This is a genomic window from Pseudomonas cedrina subsp. cedrina (genome assembly GCF_001983175.1).
In the GTDB taxonomy this organism is placed as follows: Bacteria; Pseudomonadota; Gammaproteobacteria; order Pseudomonadales; family Pseudomonadaceae; genus Aquipseudomonas; species Aquipseudomonas cedrina.
Map to the genome: position 1 here is coordinate 400,409 of NZ_MNPW01000003.1, position 21,438 is coordinate 421,846.

The 21,438-nt window shown below is 63.2% G+C and carries 20 protein-coding genes; 13 read left to right on the plus strand and 7 right to left on the minus strand.

What is annotated here, in order from left to right; genetic code table 11:
• Positions 1–37: 37 nt before the first annotated feature.
• Positions 38–1,675: an AMP-binding protein gene (locus tag BLL36_RS07695; RefSeq protein ID WP_076950862.1), complete on the minus strand. Its 1,638-nt coding sequence runs from the start codon at positions 1,673–1,675 to the stop codon at positions 38–40.
• A gap of 150 nt (positions 1,676–1,825) precedes the next feature.
• Between BLL36_RS07695 and BLL36_RS07700 the strand changes: the two genes are divergently transcribed.
• The 4 genes from BLL36_RS07700 to BLL36_RS07715 are packed head-to-tail and all read left to right on the plus strand — an operon-like array spanning position 1,826 to position 7,351.
• The gene (locus tag BLL36_RS07700) at positions 1,826–2,989 is read left to right on the plus strand and encodes an isovaleryl-CoA dehydrogenase (protein WP_076950863.1); all 1,164 of its coding nucleotides are present in this window, start codon (positions 1,826–1,828) and stop codon (positions 2,987–2,989) included.
• A gap of 11 nt (positions 2,990–3,000) precedes the next feature.
• The gene (locus tag BLL36_RS07705) at positions 3,001–4,608 is read left to right on the plus strand and encodes a carboxyl transferase domain-containing protein (RefSeq protein ID WP_076950864.1); all 1,608 of its coding nucleotides are present in this window, start codon (positions 3,001–3,003) and stop codon (positions 4,606–4,608) included.
• A 14-nt stretch (positions 4,609–4,622) separates the two neighbouring features.
• A complete protein-coding gene (locus BLL36_RS07710) occupies positions 4,623–5,429 on the plus strand; it encodes a gamma-carboxygeranoyl-CoA hydratase (RefSeq protein ID WP_076950865.1) in 807 nt (268 codons plus the stop codon).
• The gene (locus tag BLL36_RS07715; protein WP_076950866.1) at positions 5,426–7,351 is read left to right on the plus strand and encodes an acetyl/propionyl/methylcrotonyl-CoA carboxylase subunit alpha; all 1,926 of its coding nucleotides are present in this window, start codon (positions 5,426–5,428) and stop codon (positions 7,349–7,351) included. The genes BLL36_RS07710 and BLL36_RS07715 overlap by 4 nt, the downstream gene beginning before the upstream one ends.
• On the opposite strand, the gene BLL36_RS07720 is transcribed toward BLL36_RS07715, so the two are convergent.
• Positions 7,348–7,980, minus strand: a complete 633-nt coding sequence (locus BLL36_RS07720) for a LexA family protein (RefSeq protein ID WP_076950867.1) — start codon at positions 7,978–7,980, stop codon at positions 7,348–7,350. The two genes, BLL36_RS07715 and BLL36_RS07720, sit on opposite strands and share 4 nt — an antisense overlap.
• 130 nt (positions 7,981–8,110) lie before the next feature.
• Between BLL36_RS07720 and BLL36_RS07725 the strand changes: the two genes are divergently transcribed.
• Together BLL36_RS07725 and BLL36_RS07730 are read left to right on the plus strand one after the other, a co-directional pair.
• Positions 8,111–8,461, plus strand: a complete 351-nt coding sequence (locus BLL36_RS07725) for a DUF6124 family protein (protein WP_076950868.1) — start codon at positions 8,111–8,113, stop codon at positions 8,459–8,461.
• Between the two features lie 465 nt (positions 8,462–8,926).
• Entirely contained in the window at positions 8,927–10,078 is a 1,152-nt protein-coding gene (locus BLL36_RS07730; RefSeq protein ID WP_076950869.1) for a M14 family metallopeptidase, read from the plus strand.
• Positions 10,079–10,122: 44 nt separating this feature from the next.
• On the opposite strand, the gene BLL36_RS07735 is transcribed toward BLL36_RS07730, so the two are convergent.
• The gene (locus BLL36_RS07735) at positions 10,123–10,581 is read right to left on the minus strand and encodes a winged helix-turn-helix transcriptional regulator (RefSeq protein ID WP_076950870.1); all 459 of its coding nucleotides are present in this window, start codon (positions 10,579–10,581) and stop codon (positions 10,123–10,125) included.
• Between the two features lie 101 nt (positions 10,582–10,682).
• Here BLL36_RS07735 and BLL36_RS07740 point away from each other — a divergent pair, with 101 nt between their 5' ends.
• Positions 10,683–11,918: an MFS transporter gene (locus BLL36_RS07740; protein ID WP_076950871.1), complete on the plus strand. Its 1,236-nt coding sequence runs from the start codon at positions 10,683–10,685 to the stop codon at positions 11,916–11,918.
• Here BLL36_RS07740 and BLL36_RS07745 read toward each other — a convergent pair.
• The gene (locus BLL36_RS07745) at positions 11,856–12,395 is read right to left on the minus strand and encodes a cytochrome b (protein ID WP_076950872.1); all 540 of its coding nucleotides are present in this window, start codon (positions 12,393–12,395) and stop codon (positions 11,856–11,858) included. The two genes, BLL36_RS07740 and BLL36_RS07745, sit on opposite strands and share 63 nt — an antisense overlap.
• Positions 12,392–13,474 carry a catalase family peroxidase gene (locus BLL36_RS07750; protein ID WP_076950873.1) on the minus strand — a complete coding sequence of 361 codons (1,083 nt, stop codon included), beginning with the start codon at positions 13,472–13,474 and terminating at the stop codon, positions 12,392–12,394. Before BLL36_RS07750 ends, BLL36_RS07745 begins: the two co-directional genes overlap by 4 nt.
• A gap of 166 nt (positions 13,475–13,640) precedes the next feature.
• Here BLL36_RS07750 and BLL36_RS07755 point away from each other — a divergent pair, with 166 nt between their 5' ends.
• From BLL36_RS07755 to BLL36_RS07770, 4 genes are all read left to right on the plus strand, one after another.
• Positions 13,641–14,147, plus strand: a complete 507-nt coding sequence (locus BLL36_RS07755) for a sigma-70 family RNA polymerase sigma factor (protein ID WP_076950874.1) — start codon at positions 13,641–13,643, stop codon at positions 14,145–14,147.
• Positions 14,144–14,881 (plus strand): anti-sigma factor family protein, encoded by a 738-nt coding sequence (locus tag BLL36_RS07760; RefSeq protein WP_076950875.1) that lies wholly within the window; start codon positions 14,144–14,146, stop codon positions 14,879–14,881. The genes BLL36_RS07755 and BLL36_RS07760 overlap by 4 nt, the downstream gene beginning before the upstream one ends.
• Before the next feature lie 113 nt (positions 14,882–14,994).
• Positions 14,995–16,104, plus strand: a complete 1,110-nt coding sequence (gene zapE, locus BLL36_RS07765) for a cell division protein ZapE (RefSeq protein ID WP_076950876.1) — start codon at positions 14,995–14,997, stop codon at positions 16,102–16,104.
• A 40-nt stretch (positions 16,105–16,144) separates the two neighbouring features.
• A complete protein-coding gene (locus BLL36_RS07770; protein ID WP_076951011.1) occupies positions 16,145–17,446 on the plus strand; it encodes a protein kinase in 1,302 nt (433 codons plus the stop codon).
• A gap of 189 nt (positions 17,447–17,635) precedes the next feature.
• Here BLL36_RS07770 and BLL36_RS07775 read toward each other — a convergent pair whose 3' ends face one another.
• Together BLL36_RS07775 and BLL36_RS07780 are read right to left on the minus strand one after the other, a co-directional pair.
• The gene (locus BLL36_RS07775) at positions 17,636–18,343 is read right to left on the minus strand and encodes a YebC/PmpR family DNA-binding transcriptional regulator (RefSeq protein ID WP_058423896.1); all 708 of its coding nucleotides are present in this window, start codon (positions 18,341–18,343) and stop codon (positions 17,636–17,638) included.
• 100 nt (positions 18,344–18,443) lie between these two features.
• Positions 18,444–19,301 (minus strand): LysR substrate-binding domain-containing protein, encoded by an 858-nt coding sequence (locus BLL36_RS07780; protein ID WP_076950877.1) that lies wholly within the window; start codon positions 19,299–19,301, stop codon positions 18,444–18,446.
• 108 nt (positions 19,302–19,409) lie between these two features.
• Between BLL36_RS07780 and BLL36_RS07785 the strand changes: the two genes are divergently transcribed.
• Together BLL36_RS07785 and phnX are read left to right on the plus strand one after the other, a co-directional pair.
• Positions 19,410–20,531: a 2-aminoethylphosphonate--pyruvate transaminase gene (locus BLL36_RS07785; protein WP_076950878.1), complete on the plus strand. Its 1,122-nt coding sequence runs from the start codon at positions 19,410–19,412 to the stop codon at positions 20,529–20,531.
• Entirely contained in the window at positions 20,528–21,355 is an 828-nt protein-coding gene (phnX, locus tag BLL36_RS07790) for a phosphonoacetaldehyde hydrolase (RefSeq protein ID WP_076950879.1), read from the plus strand. The genes BLL36_RS07785 and phnX overlap by 4 nt, the downstream gene beginning before the upstream one ends.
• Positions 21,356–21,438 lie beyond the last annotated feature (83 nt).

Consider the following 21,438-nt stretch of genomic DNA (forward strand, 5'->3'; position numbering starts at 1 on the left):
TCGCGAGCAAGCCCGCTCCCACAGTGGTTTTGTGCCGTTAGTTGGATCGGCTCCGCAGCTCTTCAATCGAAATCTCGCGCATGCGGAACTTCTGGATCTTGCCCGTTACCGTCATCGGAAATTCCTCCACGAACTTGAAGTGCTTGGGCGTCTTGAAGTGCGCAATGCGGCCCTTGCACCAGGTTTGCAGCTCAAGCTCATTGGCCACATGGCCTGGATGGAACTTGACCCAGGCGACGATGGCTTCACCGTAGCGCTCATCCGGAATGCCGATCACCTGCACATCCGCCACTGCCGGGTGGGTGAAGAAAAATTCTTCCACTTCACGCGGATACACGTTCTCACCGCCACGAATGATCATGTCCTTGTTGCGCCCCGCGATGCACACGTAACCATGGGCGTCCATGCTCGCCAGGTCGCCGGTGTGCATCCAGCCTGCGTCGTCGATGGCCTCGCGGGTGCCCTCCGGGTTGTTCCAATAGCCGAGCATCACGCTGTAGCCACGCGTGCACAACTCGCCGATCTCGCCGCGCGCGACGGTGTTGCCGTCGGCGTCGATGATCTTGCTTTCCAGTTGCGGCTGGGTGCGACCGACGGTGGTCACGCGGCGCTCCAGGTCGTCATCGGCGCCGGTCTGCAACGACACCGGGCTGGTTTCGGTCATGCCATAGGCAATCTGCACCTCACGCATGTGCATCTCGCTGATCACCCGGCGCATCACTTCGATGGGGCACGTGGCCCCGGCCATGATGCCGGTGCGCAGGCTCGACAGGTCGAATTCGCCGAGGCGTGGGTGATCAAGCATGGCGATGAACATGGTGGGCACGCCGTAAAGGCCGGTGGCTTTTTCTTCGGCGACGGCGGTCAGCGTCAGCAACGGGTCGAAGCCGTCATTGGGGTAGATCATGGTGGTGCCGTGGGTAATGCAGCCCAGGTTGCCCATCACCATGCCAAAGCAGTGATACAGCGGCACCGGAATCACCAGGCGATCCTGCGCGGTCAGGCCGAGGCTTTCGCCGACCATGTAGCCATTATTGAGGATGTTGTGGTGGCTGAGGGTGGCGCCTTTGGGGAAGCCGGTGGTGCCGGAGGTGTATTGGATATTCACCGGCTGGTCGACATGCAGGCTGGCTTGGCGGCGGTGCAGTTGTTCCGGCGGGACGCTTGCGCCCAGGGCCGATAGCTGCAACCAGGGCATGAAGCCTTCGGGCGGGTTGGAGTCGAGGCTGATGATGCCGCGCAGATCGGGTTGCAGTTCCTGCAACATCGCGTGGTAATCGGAGGACTTGAACGACCCGGCGCACACCAGCCACTGGCAACCGGACTGCTTGAGCACGTAGTCCAATTCACTGCTGCGATACGCCGGGTTGATATTCACCAGGATCACCCCGAGCTTGGCGCTGGCGATCTGGCTGATGCACCACTCGGCGCAATTGGGCGCCCAGACACCCAGGCGGTCGCCGGTCTGCATGCCCAGCGCCAGGAACGCGCGCGCGTGCACGTCCACGGTCTCGGCCAATTGCCGCCAGGTGTAGCGCCGCTGTTGATGGCGCACTACCAGGGCTTCGCCATCGGGATAGCGGGCAACGGTCTGATCGAACGCCTGGCCGATGGTCTGCGTCAGCAAGGCCTTGTCCTGGGCGCCACGGCTGTAGCTCTGATTCGGTTGATCCATAACGACCCCTGTTGTCTTTTTTGTAGGTTGACGTAAACGTAAACTACGATTGACAGCGCCGTAACGCAAGCTTACGTTAACGTAAAGGTGAGCACCCTCCTCCGGCGTGCCATCCACACAAAAACAAAGCTCACATTAAGGTGCCTGTCCATGAGTTACCCGTCCCTGAACTTCGCCCTCGGTGAAACCATCGACATGCTGCGCGACCAGGTGCAGTCCTTCGTGGGCAAGGAAATCGCGCCTCGCGCGGCCCAGATCGACATCGACAACCTGTTCCCCGCCGACCTGTGGCGCAAGTTCGGCGACATGGGCCTGCTCGGCATCACCGTACCGGAAGAATACGGCGGCGCCGGCCTGGGTTACCTGGCCCACGTGGTGGCGATGGAAGAGATCAGCCGGGGTTCGGCGTCGGTGGCGCTGTCCTACGGCGCGCATTCCAACCTGTGCGTGAACCAGATCAACCGCAACGGCAACCACGCACAGAAGCTCAAGTACCTGCCCAAGCTCATCAGCGGCGAGCACGTCGGCGCCCTGGCCATGAGCGAGCCGAACGCCGGTTCCGATGTGGTCTCGATGAAACTGCGCGCCGACAAACGCGGCGATCATTACGTGCTCAACGGCAGCAAGACCTGGATCACCAATGGCCCCGATGCCAGCACCTACGTGATTTACGCCAAGACCGACCTGGAGAAAGGCGCCCACGGCATCACCGCTTTTATCGTCGAGCGCGACTGGAAAGGCTTCAGCCGCAGCAACAAGTTCGACAAGCTGGGCATGCGCGGCTCCAACACCTGCGAATTGTTTTTCGATGACGTGCAGGTGCCCGAGGAAAACATCCTCGGCGTGCTCAATGGCGGTGTGAAAGTGCTGATGAGCGGCCTGGACTACGAACGCGTGGTGCTCTCCGGCGGCCCGACCGGGATCATGCAGGCCTGCATGGACCTGATCGTGCCCTACATCCACGACCGCAAGCAGTTCGGCCAGAGCATCGGCGAATTCCAGTTGATCCAGGGCAAGGTGGCCGACATGTACACCCAGCTCAACGCCAGCCGCGCCTACCTCTACGCGGTGGCCCAGGCCTGCGAGCGTGGCGAAACCACGCGCAAGGACGCCGCCGGGGTGATCCTCTACAGCGCCGAGCGCGCCACACAGATGGCCCTCGACGCGATCCAGATCCTGGGCGGCAATGGCTATATCAACGAATTTCCCGCCGGTCGCCTGCTGCGCGACGCCAAGCTGTACGAAATCGGCGCGGGCACCAGTGAGATCCGGCGGATGCTGATCGGTCGCGAACTCTTCAACGAAACCCGCTGAAGGAGCGCGCCATGGCCACCTTGCACACCCAACTCAACCCCCGCTCGGCAGAGTTTGCCGCCAACAGCGCGGCGATGCGCCAACAGGTCGACGCCCTGCACAGCCTGCTTGCGCAGGTGCAGCAAGGCGGCGGCGCCAAGGCCCAGGAGCGCCACACCTCGCGCGGTAAGCTGCTGCCCCGCGAGCGCATCAACCGCCTGCTCGACCCCGGCTCGCCGTTTCTTGAGCTCAGCCAACTCGCCGCCCATCAGGTGTACGGCGAAGACGTGCCCGCCGCCGGCTTGATTGCCGGCATCGGCCGGGTGGAAGGTGTCGAATGCATGATCGTCGCCAACGATGCCACCGTCAAAGGCGGTTCCTACTACCCGCTCACCGTGAAAAAGCACCTGCGCGCGCAGACCATCGCCGCGCAGAACCGCCTGCCGTGCATTTATCTGGTGGATTCCGGCGGCGCCAACCTGCCGCGTCAGGACGAGGTCTTCCCCGACCGCGAGCACTTCGGACGGATCTTTTTCAACCAGGCCAACATGAGCGCCCAGGGCATCCCACAGATCGCCGTGGTGATGGGTTCATGCACCGCTGGCGGCGCCTATGTACCGGCCATGGCGGATGAAGCGATCATGGTGCGCAACCAGGCAACGATCTTCCTCGCCGGCCCGCCGCTGGTGAAGGCGGCGACCGGTGAAGTGGTCAGCGCCGAAGACCTCGGCGGCGCCGATGTGCACTGCAAAGTCTCCGGCGTGGCCGACCACTATGCCGAGAGCGATGAACACGCGCTGGCGCTGGCTCGACGCAGCGTGGCCAACCTCAATTGGCGCAAGCAGGGTGAGGTGCTGCAACGCGCGCCCGTGGCACCGCTGTACAGCAGCGAAGAGCTGTACGGCGTGATCCCGGCCGATGCCAAACAGCCTTTCGATGTGCGTGAAGTGATCGCACGGCTGGTGGACGGTTCGGTGTTCGATGAGTTCAAGGCGTTGTTCGGCACCACCCTGGTCTGTGGCTTTGCGCACCTGCACGGCTACCCGATTGCGATCCTGGCCAACAACGGGATTCTGTTTGCTGAAGCGGCGCAGAAAGGCGCGCACTTTATCGAACTGGCCTGCCAGCGTGGAATCCCGCTGCTATTCCTGCAGAACATCACCGGGTTCATGGTCGGCCAGAAATACGAGGCCGGCGGCATAGCCAAGCACGGCGCCAAGCTGGTCACCGCCGTAGCCTGCGCCAAGGTGCCGAAGTTCACGGTGATCATCGGCGGCAGTTTTGGTGCCGGTAACTACGGCATGTGCGGCCGCGCCTATGATCCGCGGTTCCTGTGGATGTGGCCCAATGCCCGCATTGGCGTGATGGGTGCCGAACAGGCGGCCGGCGTGCTGGTGCAGGTCAAGCGCGAGCAGGCTGAACGCGCGGGCACAGGTTTCAGCGCCGAGGAAGAGTCGGCGATCAAGCAACCGATCCTCGACCAGTACGAAACCCAGGGCCACCCCTACTACTCCAGCGCGCGCCTGTGGGACGACGGTGTCATCGACCCGATGCAGACCCGTGATGTGCTGGCCCTGGCTTTATCCGCTGCGCTGAACGCCCCCATCGAGCCGAGCCGCTTCGGCGTGTTCCGCATGTAAATGGAGCTGTACCCATGAGCGATTTCAACACCCTCGAACTGATCACCGACAGCCGTGGCTTTGCCACACTGTGGCTCAGTCGTGAAGCCAAGAACAATGCGTTCAACGCCGAGATGATCCGCGAGCTGATCATTGCCCTCGACCATGTACAGGGCGATCCGTCGCTGCGTTTCCTGGTACTGCGCGGGCGCGGCAAACATTTCAGCGCCGGCGCGGACCTGGCGTGGATGCAGCAATCGGCCGAGCTGGACTACCACACCAACCTGGACGACGCACGCGAACTGGCGGAACTGATGTACAACCTGGCCAAGTTGAAAATCCCGAGCCTGGCGGTGGTGCAAGGCGCTGCCTACGGCGGCGCGCTGGGCTTGATCAGTTGCTGCGACATGGCGATTGGCGCGGATGACGCGCAGTTCTGCCTGTCGGAAGTGCGCATTGGCCTGGCACCGGCGGTGATCAGTCCGTTCGTGGTGCAGGCCATCGGTGAACGCGCGGCGCGGCGCTATGCGCTGACCGCCGAGCGCTTTGGCGGGCAGCGTGCCCGCGATATCGGTTTATTGGCAGAAAGCTATCCCACCGACGAGCTGGATCAGCACGTGGAACACTGGATCGCCAACCTGCTGCAAAACAGCCCGGCGGCGATGCGCGCCAGCAAGGACTTGCTGCGCGAAGTGGGCAACGGGGCGCTCACGCCGGCCCTGCGCCGCTACTGCGAAAATGCCATTGCGCGTATTCGCGTCAGCGCCGAGGGCCAGGAAGGCCTGCGCGCCTTCCTGCAAAAACGTCCACCCCACTGGCAGCCTCAGGAGCCGCGCTCATGAGCACATTGACGACGCTGCTGGTGGCCAACCGTGGCGAGATCGCTTGCCGGGTGATGCGCACCGCCAAGGCGATGGGCCTGACCACCGTGGCCGTGCACAGCGCCATCGACCGCGATGCCCGCCACAGCCGCGAGGCCGATATTCGTGTTGACTTGGGCGGTAGCAAGGCCACTGACAGTTACCTGCAGATCGACAAGCTGATCGCCGCCGCCCAGGCCAGTGGCGCCCAGGCGATCCATCCGGGTTATGGTTTTTTGTCGGAGAACGCCGGGTTTGCCCGCGCGATCGAAGCGGCAGGCTTGATCTTCCTCGGCCCGCCCGCCTCGGCCATCGATGCCATGGGCAGCAAATCGGCCGCCAAGGCGTTGATGGAAACCGCCGGCGTGCCCCTGGTGCCGGGTTATCACGGCCAAGCCCAGGACCTGGAAACCTTCCGCGCGGCCTGCGAGCGCATCGGCTATCCGGTGCTGCTCAAGGCCACGGCCGGTGGCGGTGGCAAGGGCATGAAGGTGGTCGAGGACGTCAGCCAGTTGGCCGAGGCTCTGGCCTCTGCCCAGCGTGAGGCGCTGTCGTCCTTCGGCAATGGGCAGATGCTGGTGGAAAAATACCTGCTCAAGCCGCGTCACGTGGAGATTCAGGTGTTCGCCGACAAGCATGGGCATTGCCTGTACCTCAATGAACGCGATTGTTCGATCCAGCGTCGCCACCAAAAAGTCGTCGAGGAAGCGCCGGCGCCAGGCCTGAGCGCTGGACAACGCAAGGCCATGGGCGAAGCCGCCGTGCGTGCGGCCCAGGCCATTGGTTATGTCGGCGCGGGCACTGTGGAATTTTTGCTGGACGCGCGCGGCGAGTTCTTCTTCATGGAAATGAACACGCGGCTGCAGGTGGAACACCCGGTGACCGAGGCGATTACCGGTCTCGACCTGGTTGCCTGGCAGATCCGTGTCGCCCAGGGCGAGGCGCTGCCGATCACCCAGGAACAGGTGCCGCTGACCGGCCATGCCATCGAAGTGCGGCTGTATGCCGAGGACCCGGCCACTGATTTTCTGCCTGCCACCGGCCAGCTCACGCTGTACCGCGAGTGCGCGCCGGGCCTGGGCCGTCGGGTGGACAGCGGCGTCGAACAAGGCGACAGCGTGTCGCCCTTCTACGACCCCATGCTCGGCAAGCTGATTGCCTGGGGCGAAGACCGTGAACAGGCGCGACTGCGGTTGCTGGGCATGCTTGATGAGTTCGCCGTTGGCGGCCTGAAGACCAACCTGGGCTTTTTGCGGCGCATTATCGGGCACCCGGCGTTCGCCGCAGCGGAGCTGGATACCGGGTTCATTCCGCGTTATCAGGATGAGTTGCTGCCGGCCCCAGGGGAACTGAGCGATGCATTCTGGCAGGCGGCGGGCGCGGCCTTCATGCAGAGCTTGCCGGCCGGGGACGGTCCTTGGGCCGACAAACGAGGGTTTCGCGCCGGATTGCCTGCCGAGGTGTCCCTGCACCTGAGCTGCAACGGCCAGGATTGTCTGGTGACACTGGCCGCGGACGCACCGCAGTTGAAGGGCGAACATCTGCTGATCGAGCAACAAGGCGTGCGTCGCCGTCATCTGGCGGTACGTGATGACCGTACGCTGTATCTGCGCTGGGACGGCGAAATGCATGGCGTAACGCTGTTCGACCCGATTGCGGCGGTCGAGGCTAATCAGTCCCAACAGGGCGGCCTGACGGCGCCGATGAACGGCAGCATCGTTCGGGTGTTGGTTGAGGCGGGCCAACACGTCGAGGCCGGGGCGCAGTTGGTGGTGCTGGAAGCCATGAAGATGGAACACAGCATCCGCGCGCCCCAGGCCGGGGTGATCAAGGCGCTGTTCTGCCACGAAGGCGAAATGGTTGCAGAAGGTTGCGCGCTGGTGGAGCTGGAAGCGGCTAGCTAGAACTTTGCCGTGGCTTGGACGACAACGCCCAAAATGCGGCAATCGTCGGTCAACAGCTGTTTGGGGTACGTGGGGTTGAGCGGTATCAGGTAGCGCTGGCCGCTCTCTTCCAGCAACTGGCGAAAGGTCGCCTGGGGGCTCTCGGCCCATTGGGCGACTACCAGTTTGCCGGGCTCGGCGGCAATGGCCGGATCGACCAGGATCATCATGCCCGCACTGATGCTCAGGCCGCTGGGGGCGGTCATGGCGTCGCCCGTGACCGGCAGCCAGAACGCGTCGCCCTGGGCGTGGTAGTCCGTCAGCTCGAAACGGGCCGGGCCATAAGAGGCGCGTTCTTCGCGGATTTCGCACAGCCCTTTCCAATCGCTGACCGGGTAGCGGAAATACGGGTTGTAGCTTTTCTCCTGGGTCTCTTCATCGGCCCGCTCGCGAATATCCAGCGCGACCTCCAGGTACCCCAGGCCCAGCGCCACCAGCACCCGGTTCATGTCCGCCAGGCTTGGCGCACGGCGCTTGTTGAGCCAATGGCCCACGCCGCCCTGGGACATGCCCAAGCGTTCAGCCAGCTCACCCTGCGTGACCTTGCGGTCTTCCATGTTGGTCCTGACCAACGCGATCCATTTATCCATGGCGCCGACAATACGTCACAGGGTTTTCAGGGCAATAAACAGTTTGTAGTAATCCATAAAACGACATAAATACGATACGTACTATCATCGGACATAAGGTTTTCGACACCCCTCCAAGAGTAGCCCCCTTATGACGACAAGCCCGTACCTCCTGCCCGAAATCCCTGAAGACACTGAGCTGCACGACCTGCGCAGCAGCGGTGCCGCCAAGCGCGCGCTCGACTTTTACTTGAAAGAAGATATGTCTGCCTCATCTGCGGACGGAGCCCTGTTTGCCATCAAGCCAGGCATCAGTCACGAGGAAGCCCTGGTGCATGCCTCGGACCTGCTGCGCAGCGCCGCGGCCACCGCCTATGAATCAGCGAGCAGCCATCAGGGCAGCCATCGCGACCTGGCGTTTTCAGTGGTGTATTTGATCGATATGGCGAAGGCAATGGTGGAGCGGTCGCTGCAGGAACCGCAGGCGCAAGCGAACGCATGAGCCGACGCGGAGAAAAATATTTCTATCCCATGGATAAAAACATTTGACTTGCAAATGATAATGATTATTATTGGACCCAGCTGATCGCGAGATCAGTCGATAGACCAAGGGACCTTAGGTCGGACTCTTGGAATATCTCCTCATCAGGCTAATCACGGTTTTTGACCCGGCTCTTTGGCCGGGTCTTTTTTTTGCCAGTTTCCCTGGCATGGCTTCAGGCTAATGAAGACTGTGTGTTGCTCAATGGCGCGCATGGTAGCAAAAGACTATCTGCGAATGAAAGCCAGCCGAACGCTGCGGCCCGGATCATTGCGAAACAGCGCTTGAGAATCAATCTCATGGCTCCTGAGCGGCGGCGGCGTCAAAGATGGTGCCCCCTTCCCCCCGCAACAATTTTGCATCCAGTCTTTACCACACTCCTGTGTAATATATCCGCCACAACACTCATATCCAGGCAACCCGACTATGACCGTGGCCTTGACCTCCATCAGAATCAGCACCGACTTCGACAGTGGCAATATCCAGGTCCTGGATGCCCACGATGCCTACCAGTTATTGCTGGCAATCAAACCCGACACCCGTAGCCAACATTTCCAGTGGTTTCACTTCAAGGCCGAAGGCATGCACGTGGGCCACACCCACACCTTTCGCCTGAGCAACGCAGGCAAATCGTCCTACCGCCATGCGTGGAGCGGCTACAACGCCGTGGCGTCCTACGACCACATCAATTGGTTTCGCGTACCGACGCGGTTTGACGGCGAGATCCTGCACATCAGCCTCGAAACCCGTGAAAGGCACGCCTGGTTCGCCTATTTCGAACCCTACAGCCGCGAGCGCCACGACTGGCTGATCGACCAGGCCCTGAACCGCGCCGGCACGCAGTTGCTGGCCACCGGTAAAAGTGTTGAAGGCCGGGACATCCAACTGCTGCGCCGTGGCAAAGGCGGCGAGGGCCGCCGCAAGATCTGGATCATCGCCCAGCAGCACCCCGGCGAACACATGGCCGAGTGGTTTATGGAAGGCATCATCGAACGCCTGCAGCAGGACGGCGACGCCGAGCTGAAAAAACTGCTGAAAGTGGCCGACCTGTACCTGGTGCCCAACATGAACCCGGACGGCGCCTTCCACGGTCATCTGCGCACCAACGCCATGGGCCAGGACCTCAACCGCGCCTGGCAGAGCGCCAATCAGCAAACGAGTCCCGAAGTGCTGTTTGTGCAACAGCAGATGGAAAAATACGGCGTTGACCTGTTCCTCGATATCCACGGTGACGAGGAAATCCCCTACGTCTTCACCGCTGGCTGCGAAGGCAACCCCGGCTACACCCCGCGCATCGAGGCCCTGGAAAAACACTTTCGCAGCCACTTGAGCGGCCTGACCCGCGACTTCCAGACCACCCACGGCTACACCCGCGACTTGCCGGGCGAAGCCAACATGACCCTGGCTTGCAACGCCGTAGGCGAAAAATACGACTGCCTGTCGCTGACCCTGGAAATGCCTTTCAAGGACAACGACGACGCCCCCAACCCGCACACCGGTTGGTCAGGTAAACGCTCGATGCAGTTGGCCAAGGACGTATTGAGCAGCGTGGCCGATATCGTCGACGTCTTGCGCTGATTATTCTGTGGCGAGCGGGCTCGCCACAGAAAAGCAGTAAACCCTCAAGCTTCATGTAGCTCAACGGGCACCCGCCGGCAATCCTCGGGCCCCAGCAACCGCCCATCCGCCGAGCGCAGCTCCAACGCTCGCAGAGGCTCGCCGTTGTCGCGGTCCACCATCACCGAATGCGCCTCGCCTGCGCCGTAGAAAAACCCCTCGCCCCACTGACGCAGCCCGATGATCACGTTGAACAGGCCGCGGCCCTTTTCGGTCAGCACATACTCCTGATACGCACTGCCATCCGACGCTGGCACGACCTCCAGCACCCCATGGGCCACCAGGCTGCGCAAACGCGTGGACAGAATATTCTTGGCCATGCCCAAACTGCGCTGGAATTCACCAAAGCGACGCATGCCATCAAATGCATCGCGGATGATCAGCAGCGACCAGCCATCGCCAATCGCATCCAGCGAGCGCGCCACCGGGCATTCGGCGTTTTCAAAGCGGGTGAGCTTGACCATCGGAGCTGCCTGTCGTCGACCAATAATGTGGTTGCAATATAAAACTGGAATCCTTACCGTACAAGTGGTTTCATTTTAAAACCACAAAAAGGATTGTCCGCATGTCGTCATCCCCCTTAAGCGGCGCGGTGGTAGTGCTGTTCGCCATCGCCTGCGGCCTGTCGGTGGCCAACGTCTACTACGCCCAGCCGCTGCTCGACGCCATGGCCGAGACCTTCGCCATGGACCACGCCACCGTGGGTATCATCATCGCCCTCACCCAAGTCGGTTATGGCGTGGGGCTGTTGTTGCTGGTGCCCCTGGGGGATCTGCTCAACCGGCGCGGGCTGATCGTCACCCAACTGCTGCTCTCCACCCTGACCGTGCTGGTGGTGGCCTTGTCGTCCAACAGCGTCTGGCTGCTCGCCGGCGTGGCGCTCACCGGCCTGCTGGCGGTAGTCGCCCAGGTGATGGTGGCATTGGCCGCTCACTTGGCGTCGCCCGAACAACGTGGCCACGTGGTCGGAATGGTCACCAGCGGGATTGTGGTGGGTTTGTTGCTGGCGCGCTCCGTTTCAGGTGCCATGGCAGACTTGGCGGGTTGGCGCTCGGTGTACCTGCTCTCCGCCGGCCTGACGCTGTTGATGGCCCTGCTGCTGTGGCGGGTGCTGCCGGACACTGAGCAACCCCGCGCCACAGGCACCTATGGCGCGCTGATCCGCTCGGTGTTCAGCTTGTTCAAGGAAGAAAAGGTCTTGCGAGACCGTGCCGTGCTGGCGATGTTGATTTTCGCCGCTGGCACCGTCCTGTGGACGCCGCTGGTGTTGCCCTTGAGCGCCCCGCCGCTGTCGCTGTCGCACACGCAGATCGGCCTGTTCGGGCTTGCCGGTGCCGCCGGCGCCTTGGGTGCCGCCCGCGCCGGACGCCTGGCCGACAGGGGCTTGGCCCAATGGACCAGCGGCACGGCACTGTTGCTGATGCTGCTGTCCTGGGTGGCCATCGGCTTTACCCAGTCGTCGCTGTGGGCATTGTTGCTGGGTGTGATCGTGTTCGATCTCGGCCTGCAAGCCGTGCATGTCACCAGCCAGAGCCTGATCTACGCCGTGCGCCCCGACGCCCAGAGTCGCCTGGTGGCGGGTTACATGCTGTTTTACTCGGTAGGAAGCGCGCTCGGGTCGGTCAGTGCAACGGCGATGTATGCCTGGGGCGGCTGGCTCGGCGTGTGTGGCCTCGGCGCAGCGATCAACCTGCTCGCGTTGATCTACTGGCTGGCCACACTGCCCCCCAAGGCTGTGTCAGTCCTTGCTGCCGGTCATGCTTTGCAGCACGCCGTCGCGGCGGATCAACCCATGGAATAGCGCAGCCGCCAGGTGCAGCAACACGGTCAGGAACAGCAGATAAGCCAGGTACCCGTGCGCCTTGCGCAGCAGCGCAAACAACGGCGCATTCGCCGCCACCAGCGCCGGCAACTGCACCGAGCTGCTGAGCATGACCGGGTCGCCCGCCGCCGAGATCATTGCCCACCCCAGCAGCGGCAATACCAGCATCAAGCCGTACAGGACCAGGTGCGACGCTTTGGCCGCCAATACCTGCCACAGCGGCAAGTCGGCGGGCAACGGCGGTTGGCGTGTGGAGAAGCGCACCACCAGCCGCACGATCACCAGCGCCAGGATCGCGATCCCCAGCGGCTTGTGCAGGTGGATCAGCCATTCATGCCGCTCTGAAACAGAAGCCGCCAGGCCCGCGCCGATAAACAGCATGGCCATGACCATCAGCGCCATCAACCAGTGCAGCAGGCGCGCCAGGGGCGCGAAAAACCGTGGTTGGGCATTCATGGCTTCGACTCCTGAGGGGCGCTGTGCAACGGGCTGACTTCACCGGCGCGGCGCAGGTACGAACTGGCATACGCCGCCGAACGTGCTGCCAGCAATGGGTCGTTGGAGGCTTCGATGCCACTGGGCAAGATCAGCGGATCGAAGTTGATATCGCGGCAATCACCGTCCGCTTGCGGTTGGCTGCTTTGCAGCACCAGGGTGCCGGCATTGATGACTGTATGCGCGCCCGTCCAGGCCTTGCTTGCGTCATCCACAGGATCGCCGGGGTTGGCCAGGGTCATGTTCAATTGCCAGCGCAGCGGCCCGGCGGCAAGACGCTGCGCCAGGTCTTTTTCAAGGAAGTCACTCCCCGCCGGGGCGGTATCTCCCGCTGCATCCTGCAGCGTGGGCACCACGCCCCAACGCACGGCCTGGCGCTTGCCATCGGCCCCCACCAGGTAAAAGGCGTTGATGCCGTTGTAGGTTTCGGTCGCATAACTGGCCGAAGGCTTGGCGGTCTTGACCCACGCCAGAAACTGCGCGGTCTCGGGATGGGCGGCGAAGAACGCCGGCATCGCTGCCGGGTTCGGCTTGCCGGTCGATGGGTCCGGTGCGCCCGCCTTGAGCAGTTGGTAGAACGCCTCGGGCGTGCCCACCGGGAATACCGGCATACTGTTCATGCCGGTGCGCCACTGCTGGCCGTTGGCCTGGCTGAACTGCACGGCAAAACTGCGGATCGGCACACTGCTGTCCGGTGCATAAGGGTTGCCACTGGGCAAGGCAAACCGCCCGATCAGCGGGGTCTTGGCCGCACTGAACACCTCGGCGCTGGAGTAGGCACGGGCCTCGGCGCTGCTTTCGAAATAGCCGGCCACGCACACGCCCTTGGCATGGTTACGCCGGAAGCCGGGGTGCACGCCGTTGTTGGTTTCCAGGGCATTGACCAGGGTTTTAGGACGCAAGCGCTGTGGGTCGAGGGTGCCATTGACGTAGGCAAATGCCCCCGCCAAAACCGCAACCACGGCACCGATACCCGCCAGGCGCGCGATCAGGCTCGCAGTGCTCAACGGAGGACGGGGCGGTGATGAGTGATCTACCATGAAGGAGCTCCAGGGCCAGAGGCCTTAGGGGTGAACATAAGGTCGGAGCATTAAGACGAACGCCGATCGGCTCTATTCCCTGGGCCTGGATTTATTTTTCACGGTCGGGAATAACCGTCCCTGCCAGTCGTCTCTCTAGTCCCAGCGTAGTGAACAGCCCGCTCCCATGCATGAACTCGACGAACCGTTACGTGAACTCATCCCCAGGCTGCGGCGCTTTGCCGTGTCCCTGACGCGTAACGCCAGCAGCGCCGACGACCTGGTGCAATCGACCTTGGAACGGGCGGTCACCCATTGGGCAGAGAAACGCGTCGAAGGCGACTTGCGCGCCTGGCTGTTCTCGATCCTCTACCGGCAATTCCTCGACGCCCACCGCCGCACCCGGCGCTACGCACGGATGCTGGAGTTCTTCACCGGGCGTGACGATGCGCAGCCATCGGTCGAGCGCACCGTGATCGCCCAGTCGACCCTGCAAGCCTTCGATCAACTCAACGCCGAGCAACGCGCGCTGCTGCTGTGGGTCTCGGTCGAGGGCATGAGCTACAAGGAGGTCGCCGAGATTCTCGACGTGCCCATCGGCACCGTGATGTCGCGTCTATCGCGGGCGCGCCAAGCCCTGCGTCAACTCAGTGATGGCGAAATCGCCAGCCCTTCCCTGCGGATACTCAAATGATCAGCCTGCCCCCCAGCGAACGCGATTTGCATGCCTACGTCGATCACCAACTGCTGGAGAGTGATCGCCGCGTGCTCGAAACGTATCTGGCCGCCCATCCGGACGTCGCCGCCCAGGTCCATGCCTGGCAGCACGACGCGCAATTGCTGCGCGCCGCATTGGGCGGTGCCCTGCAACAGCCGGCCAACCCGGACCTGGACCCGGCGCTGATCCGCCAGCGCCTCAAGCGCCAGTCGCGCCGCCACTTCGCCACGGCCGCCGTGTTGCTGATCGCAGTGAGCCTCGGCGGTATCGGGGGCTGGCACGCCCGTGAAGCCACCCAGCCAGCAATGTTACCGATGGCCGATGCGATGCAGGCGTTTCGCTTGTTTGCCCAGGACGGCGTGATGCCCGCCGACTACAAGGGCCAGGGCAGCGACACGATGCAAGCCTGGCTGGATCGCTACTTCAGCCAGGCGCACCGCCTGCCCGACCTCAGCGCGGCGGGGTTCACCCCGGTCAGCGGGCGCTTGCTGACCACCGAGCAAGGCGCCGCCGCCATGGTGCTGTACGAAGACGCGCAAGGGCAGCGCATCAGTTTCTACATCCGCCCACCTGGCCCGGAAAACGGCTTCCTGCCCCGTGGCAGCCGCAGTGCCGATGGTTTGCAGGCTCAATACTGGTCCGGCGCGGGCTACAACTATGCGCTGGTCAGCCCGGTGGACCAGCCCGCCCCGCCGCTGTTGACGTTCTAAAAGCCTGGGATTGACCGATCAGCGAGGCAGGCACAGGCGTTTCCTTCGGCCATTGGTCAAAACACAACGGACACCCTAAAGTGAGTGACCACCGGCCTACAGAGTGACCCGCATTGGTAGCGCTTTCCCTGCTCCGCCGCCTGCTCGGTAAAAAGACCGGCAGCGTCGAAGACCCAACCATCCCTGCGTTCTTTGCACAAAAAGCCGCGCAACAGGGCTATACCCTGAGCACCGGTCAAACCCTCGCGATTGCTGCCCTGGACCGCGAAGCCCGGCACCTGCTCGCGGGTCAACCGACGCGCAGCTTGTACCTGCACGGCCCGGCGGGGCGCGGTAAAAGCTGGCTGCTGGATGGCTTTTTCCAAGTGTTGCCGATTGCCGAGAAGCAGCGCGTGCATTTCCATGAGTTTTTTACCCGCCTGCACCAAGGCATGTTCAAGCACCGCGAGCACGACGATGCCCTGGGCGCGACCCTCGATGAACTGCTGACGGACTGCCGGGTGCTGTGTTTCGACGAGTTCCACGTTCACGATATCGGCGATGCGATGCTGATCACGCGGCTGTTCAAGGCCCTGTTCCAGCGCGGCGTGCTGGTGCTGGTGACGTCCAACTACGCGCCGCAGGCATTGCTGCCCAACCCGCTGTACCACGAGCGTTTCAAGCCGGTAATCGACCTGATCGCCGCGCGCATGCAGGTGCTGGAGGTCAGCTCGCCCAAGGATTTCCGTAGCCTGCCCCAGGCCCCCAGCGCGCAACGCTTCACCACCGGTCAGTATGTGTGGCCAGGGACCGCGAGCCAGCGCGCGGCGCTGGGTCTCCCCGCCCCGGACTGCCCGCCCCAGCCCTTGCCCGTCGGCAACCGAACCCTGGCGTGCCGCCACCGGGAAGGCCGCTCCATTGCCTTCACCTTCAATGATCTGTGCGAAGCGTTGACGGCGGTGATGGATTACCTGCTGCTGTGCCAGGATTACGACCACTGGGTCATCGACGGCCTGCCGCAACTGGCGCAGTGCCCGATTGCCGTGCAGCAGCGGTTCATCAACCTGGTGGACGTGCTCTACGACCGCGACAAGCGCCTGGTGCTGATCGGCGAACAACCTTTGGACGTGGCCTTGAGCGGCCAGGCCATCGACCTCGCACGCACCGCCAGCCGCCTGCGCCAATTGCAGACAGCCCAGTTGCACCAGGCCAACCCGCAAAGCCCGCCCGACCCGCTATCATGAGCGCCATCCACGCCCCCTTGCCCGAGTGACCGCGCCGTTCATGAATACCCTCGCCCAACTCAAGGCCGGCCAATTGGCCGGCATCACGCGCCTGGACCTGTCCTGCGGGCTGACCGAATTCCCTCGGGAAATCTTCGAGCTGGCCGACTCCCTGGAAATTCTCAACCTCAGCGGTAACGCCCTGAGCAAACTGCCCGACGACTTGCACCGCTTGCCGCACTTGCGCGTGCTGTTCTGCTCGGACAACCGTTTTACCGAACTGCCCGCCTGTCTCGGCCAGTGCGCCCAACTGAGCATGATCGGCTTCAAGGCCAACCAGATCAGCCACGTGCCCGCCGCCGCGCTGCCACCGCGGTTACGCTGGTTGATCCTGACCGATAACCGCATCCGCGAGCTTCCTTCCCAGTTGGGCGAACGGCCGCTGCTGCAAAAGCTGATGCTGGCCGGTAATCAATTGGCACATCTGCCGCAAAGCCTGGCCAACTGCCACAACCTCGAATTGCTGCGCATTGCCTCCAACCGCTTCACGCGCTTGCCTGACTGGCTGCTGGCGTTGCCGAGCCTGACCTGGCTGGCCTATGCCGGTAATCCGGTGGAAACGGCGGTGCCGATGACGGACGATGAGGCCACCGTGGAGATTCCCTGGGCCGAGCTGGAACTCGCCGAAATATTGGGCGAAGGCGCGTCCGGCGTTATTCGCAAAGCGCTGTGGAAACCGGCAGGCAAACCCGTCGCTGTCAAACTCTATAAAGGCACCATCACCAGCGATGGCTCACCGCTGCACGAAATGCAAGCCTGCATCGCCGCCGGGCTGCACCCCAACCTGATCAGGATCGAAGGCCGTGTGGTCGGCCACCCCGATGGCCAAGCCGCCCTGGTAATGGACCTGATCGACCCGAGCTACCGCAACCTCGCGGCCCTGCCGAGCCTGGCTTCGTGCACCCGCGACATCTACCCGCCGCACGCCCGCTTCAGCCTTGCCGTGGCGTTGCGCATGGCGCGGGGCATCGCATCGGTGGCCGCACATCTACACCGCCACGGCATCACCCATGGCGACCTGTATGGGCACAATATCCTGTGGAATGAAGCGGGCGATTGTCTGCTGGGGGATTTTGGCGCCGCGTCGTTTCATGCCACGGCGGATACTTTGGAAACCAGGGCGTTGCAGCGTATTGAAGTGCGCGCATTCGGGGTGTTGCTGGGGGAGTTGCTGGAGCGGGTGGAGGAGCCGGCGGGTGACGCGCTGGTGGCATTGCAGAAAAGCTGCTGTCAGCCCGATGTGCTGGCGCGGCCGGGGTTTGAGGAAATTGAGGCCATTCTGAGATCTATCCAACACCCTTAGCCCATCTTGGCTTAGGTACCTACACATCTATTGAGAACCCGGCAACTTGTAGTGAGCGGGCTTGCCCCGCGCTGGGCTGCGAAGCAGCCCCAATAAAGACACCGCACAGTTCCAGGTAGAACCAGGTCGCCTGGGTTGGGGCTGCTTCGCAGCCCAGCGCGGGGCAAGCCCGCTCACTACAGGTCGAGTTCAGCCAGCCAGGCCGACAAACATGTCCTGCACGTCATCATGGTTGTCCAGGCCTTCCAGGAAGGCTTCAACTTCCGCCATCTGCTCATCGCTCAGACCGCTCACCGGGTTTTTCGAGAGGTAACCCAGCTTGGCCGACAGCACGGTGAAACCCTGCTCCGGCAGTGCTTTCTGTACGGCATCGAGGTCGGTGGTCTCGGTGATGAACAGCGTGGTGCCCTCTTCCTCGCCCGCTTCGAAATCCTGCGCACCGGCTTCGATCGCGGCCATTTCCGGATCGGCGTCCGGGCTGTCCGGCGAGGCTTCGATCAGCCCGACGTGGTTGAAGTCCCAGGCCACGGAACCGGAAGCGCCCAACTGCCCCTTGCGAAACGCCACGCGGATTTCCGCCACGGTGCGGTTGATGTTGTCGGTCACGCACTCAACGATCAGCGGCACCTGATGCGGGGCGAAGCCTTCGTAGGTCACGCGGTGGTATTGCACGGTTTCACCGAGCAGACCGGCGCCCTTCTTGATCGCGCGGTCCAGGGTTTCCTTGGGCATCGAGGCCTTTTTGGCCTGCTCCACCACCAGACGCAGGTGGGCGTTGGTCGCGGTGTCGGCACCGTTGCGGGCGGCGATGGTGATTTCTTTCACCAGCTTGCCGAAGATCTTGCCCTTGGCGTTGGCCGCCGCTTCTTTATGTTTGACTTTCCACTGTGCGCCCATGACTCACTCTCTTTTCGTCCATCGCGCCCAAACGTCTACTGGCCGGCGCTTTGGGGGCAGAGTTTATAGCGCGGGCACACATCGTTCCACCAAAAAACCGTCAGGGCGCCAACTCGAAAAACGCCTGGATCAGGCGCAACGAGCGACGCCGCTCCATGCAGCCGAGCATGTGCCGGTTGACCAGCCCGTCGCCTTGCAAGGGAATCGCCCGCACTCGAGGGTCGGGGCTGACCTCCATCGACGACACCACGCCCACCCCCAATTCGGCGGCAACGGCCTCGGTCACCGCCTCGCGGCTGTCCAGCTCCAGCAGCACCCTGGGCAGCACGCCGGCGGCCAGGCAAGCGTTATCCAAGGTGCGCCGGGTGATGGAACCGGGTTCACGCAGCACCATGATCACTTCATGCAACTGCTCCAGGCGGATGCCCTCGGATTGCTTCGCCCACGGGTGGCCGGCCGGCACCAGCGCGCAGATCCGCGACTCGCTCAACGGCTCAAGATGCAGGCCGTTGCGCGGTTCCACTTCGGTGAGCACCGCCACATCGGCGTGTTCGGACAGCAGCGCCGCCAAGGTGTCCTGGGCATTGCCCAAGCGCAAGTTGACGGTAATCCCGGGGTAGCGCGCCCGCAGGCTGGCGATCATGGGCATCACCAGGTGCGGGCCATCCGCCGCCACTTCCAGGCGCCCGGTGAGCAACTGCCGGTTCGCCTCCAGCATCGCCTGCGCCTCATCCACCAGGCCGAAAATCGCCCGCGTGATCGCCGCCAGGCGTGCGCCCTCCTCGGTCACCTCCACCCGGCGCGCGGTACGCCGCAGCAGTGGGATCTGGTAGCGCTCCTCCAGGGCCTTGATATGCCCGGTGACCGCCGGCTGGCTGATAAACAGCCGCGCCGCGGCGCGGGTAAAGCTGCCCTCACGGGCGACAGCATCGAATGCACGCAACTGGAACAGGTTCATTGTTATCGGCCTCACTGATAGCTCGCATAACAACAAACAATTTGATTGATAACAAGCCAAACTGCAATTTAGGCGCCGTAGATTCAACCGATGCTTCGAGGATTTGTAATGACGACGCCCATCCTGCTCACGCCCGGTCCCTTGACCACGTCCGCCCGCACCCGCCAGGCGATGCTGCTGGACTGGGGTTCCTGGGACGAGCGCTTCAACCAGCTCACCGCCAGCGTCTGCGAGCAATTGCTGGCGATCATCGACGGCGCGCATAGCCACCACTGCGTGCCGTTGCAAGGCAGCGGCACCTTCGCCGTCGAAGCCGCGATCGGCACTCTGGTGCCGCGCGACGGCAAGGTACTGGTGCTGATCAACGGCGCCTACGGCAAGCGCCTGGCGAAGATCTGCGAAGTGCTCGGCCGCGACTTCAGCACCTTTGAAACCGCCGAAGACGCGCCCACCACCGCCGCCGATGTGGACCGCCTGCTGCACGCCGACCAGGCCATCACCCACGTGGCGTTGATCCACTGCGAAACCAGCACCGGCATTCTCAACCCGCTGGCGCAGATCGCTCGGGTGGTGAAACAGCACGGCAAGCGCCTGATCGTCGACGCCATGAGTTCCTTCGGCGCGCTGCCGATCGATGCGCGTGAAGTGCCGTTCGACGCCCTGATCGCCGCCTCCGGCAAATGCCTGGAAGGCGTGCCGGGCATGGGCTTCGTCTTCGCCGATAAACAAGCGCTGGCCGCTGCCGAAGGCAACTGCCATTCCCTGGCGCTGGACCTGTTCGACCAGCACGCCTATATGGCCAGGACCGGCCAATGGCGTTTCACCCCGCCGACCCACGTGGTCGCGGCCCTGCATGAAGCGCTATTGCAGTACGCCGAGGAAGGCGGCCTGCACGCACGTCATCAACGCTATGCGCGCAACTGCCAGGCGCTGCTGCAGGGCATGGCCGACCTCGGCCTGCGCAGCTTCCTGCCGGCCGCGATCCAGGCACCGATCATTGTCACCTTTCACGCTCCGCAAGATTCGCGCTACCGGTTCAAGGACTTCTACGAGCGGGTCAAGGCTCGGGGTTTCATCTTGTATCCCGGTAAATTGACCCAGGTGGACACCTTCCGCGTGGGCTGCATCGGCGATGTCGATCAAGCGCAGATGCGCGCCGCCGTCACCGCCATCGCCGACGCGCTGCACGCGATGCACATCCCTCTTCCTTCCATCGGAACGCCCGCATGACCTACCACACTCCCAACACCCTCCAGGCCGTTATCCTCGACTGGGCCGGCACCGTGGTCGATTTCGGCTCGTTCGCGCCCACGCAGATTTTTGTCGAAGCCTTCGCCGAGTTCGGCGTGCACGTGTCCATCCAGGAAGCCCGTGGCCCGATGGGCATGGGCAAGTGGGACCATATCCGCACCCTGTGCGATCAACCGCAGGTCGCCGAACGCTACCGCCAGGTCTTCGGCCGCACGCCGACCGATGACGATGTGACCGCCCTCTACCAGCGCTTCATGCCGCTGCAGATCGAAAAGATCGCCGAGCACTCGGCGCTCATCCCCGGTGCCCTCGACACCATCGCGCGGCTGCGCGGGCAAGGCCTCAAGATCGGTTCCTGCTCCGGCTACCCCAAGCAGGTGATGGACAAAGTTGTCGCCCTGGCCGCCACCAACGGCTATGTCGCCGACCACGTGGTCGCCACCGACGAAGTGCCCAACGGCCGCCCGTGGCCGGCGCAGGCCTTGGCGAATGTCATCGCGCTGGGCATTGATGATGTGGCCGCCTGCGTGAAAGTCGACGATACGGTGCCGGGCATCCTCGAAGGCCGCCGCGCCGGAATGTGGACCGTGGCCCTGACCTGTTCCGGCAATGCGCTGGGCCTGACTTACGCGCAGTTCCAAGCCCTGGACAGCGCCACATTGGCCAGCGAGCGCATTCGCATCGAGGCACTGTTCGAAGGCTCCCGCCCGCATTACCTGATCGACACCCTCAGCGACCTGCCTGCGGTCATCGATGACATCAACGCGCGCCTGGCCCGTGGTGAGATGCCGCAAAGCCACTGATCGAGGTCAAGAAAACCGCAGGCACGGCGGGTAAACCGCACAAAACAGGCATACATTAAACGCACTTCGTCACTAAAGAACGG

Bases quoted from the DNA above. Each gene is read 5' to 3' on its own strand.
- BLL36_RS07695 (WP_076950862.1), bottom strand. From the start codon at position 1,675: ATGGATCAACCGAATCAGAGCTACAGCCGTGGCGCCCAGGACAAGGCC.
- BLL36_RS07700 (WP_076950863.1), top strand. From the start codon at position 1,826: ATGAGTTACCCGTCCCTGAACTTCGCCCTCGGTGAAACCATCGACATG.
- BLL36_RS07705 (WP_076950864.1), top strand. From the start codon at position 3,001: ATGGCCACCTTGCACACCCAACTCAACCCCCGCTCGGCAGAGTTTGCC.
- BLL36_RS07710 (WP_076950865.1), top strand. From the start codon at position 4,623: ATGAGCGATTTCAACACCCTCGAACTGATCACCGACAGCCGTGGCTTT.
- BLL36_RS07715 (WP_076950866.1), top strand. From the start codon at position 5,426: ATGAGCACATTGACGACGCTGCTGGTGGCCAACCGTGGCGAGATCGCT.
- BLL36_RS07720 (WP_076950867.1), bottom strand. From the start codon at position 7,980: ATGGATAAATGGATCGCGTTGGTCAGGACCAACATGGAAGACCGCAAG.
- BLL36_RS07725 (WP_076950868.1), top strand. From the start codon at position 8,111: ATGACGACAAGCCCGTACCTCCTGCCCGAAATCCCTGAAGACACTGAG.
- BLL36_RS07730 (WP_076950869.1), top strand. From the start codon at position 8,927: ATGACCGTGGCCTTGACCTCCATCAGAATCAGCACCGACTTCGACAGT.
- BLL36_RS07735 (WP_076950870.1), bottom strand. From the start codon at position 10,581: ATGGTCAAGCTCACCCGCTTTGAAAACGCCGAATGCCCGGTGGCGCGC.
- BLL36_RS07740 (WP_076950871.1), top strand. From the start codon at position 10,683: ATGTCGTCATCCCCCTTAAGCGGCGCGGTGGTAGTGCTGTTCGCCATC.
- BLL36_RS07745 (WP_076950872.1), bottom strand. From the start codon at position 12,395: ATGAATGCCCAACCACGGTTTTTCGCGCCCCTGGCGCGCCTGCTGCAC.
- BLL36_RS07750 (WP_076950873.1), bottom strand. From the start codon at position 13,474: ATGGTAGATCACTCATCACCGCCCCGTCCTCCGTTGAGCACTGCGAGC.
- BLL36_RS07755 (WP_076950874.1), top strand. From the start codon at position 13,641: ATGCATGAACTCGACGAACCGTTACGTGAACTCATCCCCAGGCTGCGG.
- BLL36_RS07760 (WP_076950875.1), top strand. From the start codon at position 14,144: ATGATCAGCCTGCCCCCCAGCGAACGCGATTTGCATGCCTACGTCGAT.
- BLL36_RS07770 (WP_076951011.1), top strand. From the start codon at position 16,145: ATGAATACCCTCGCCCAACTCAAGGCCGGCCAATTGGCCGGCATCACG.
- BLL36_RS07775 (WP_058423896.1), bottom strand. From the start codon at position 18,343: ATGGGCGCACAGTGGAAAGTCAAACATAAAGAAGCGGCGGCCAACGCC.
- BLL36_RS07780 (WP_076950877.1), bottom strand. From the start codon at position 19,301: ATGAACCTGTTCCAGTTGCGTGCATTCGATGCTGTCGCCCGTGAGGGC.
- BLL36_RS07785 (WP_076950878.1), top strand. From the start codon at position 19,410: ATGACGACGCCCATCCTGCTCACGCCCGGTCCCTTGACCACGTCCGCC.
- phnX (WP_076950879.1), top strand. From the start codon at position 20,528: ATGACCTACCACACTCCCAACACCCTCCAGGCCGTTATCCTCGACTGG.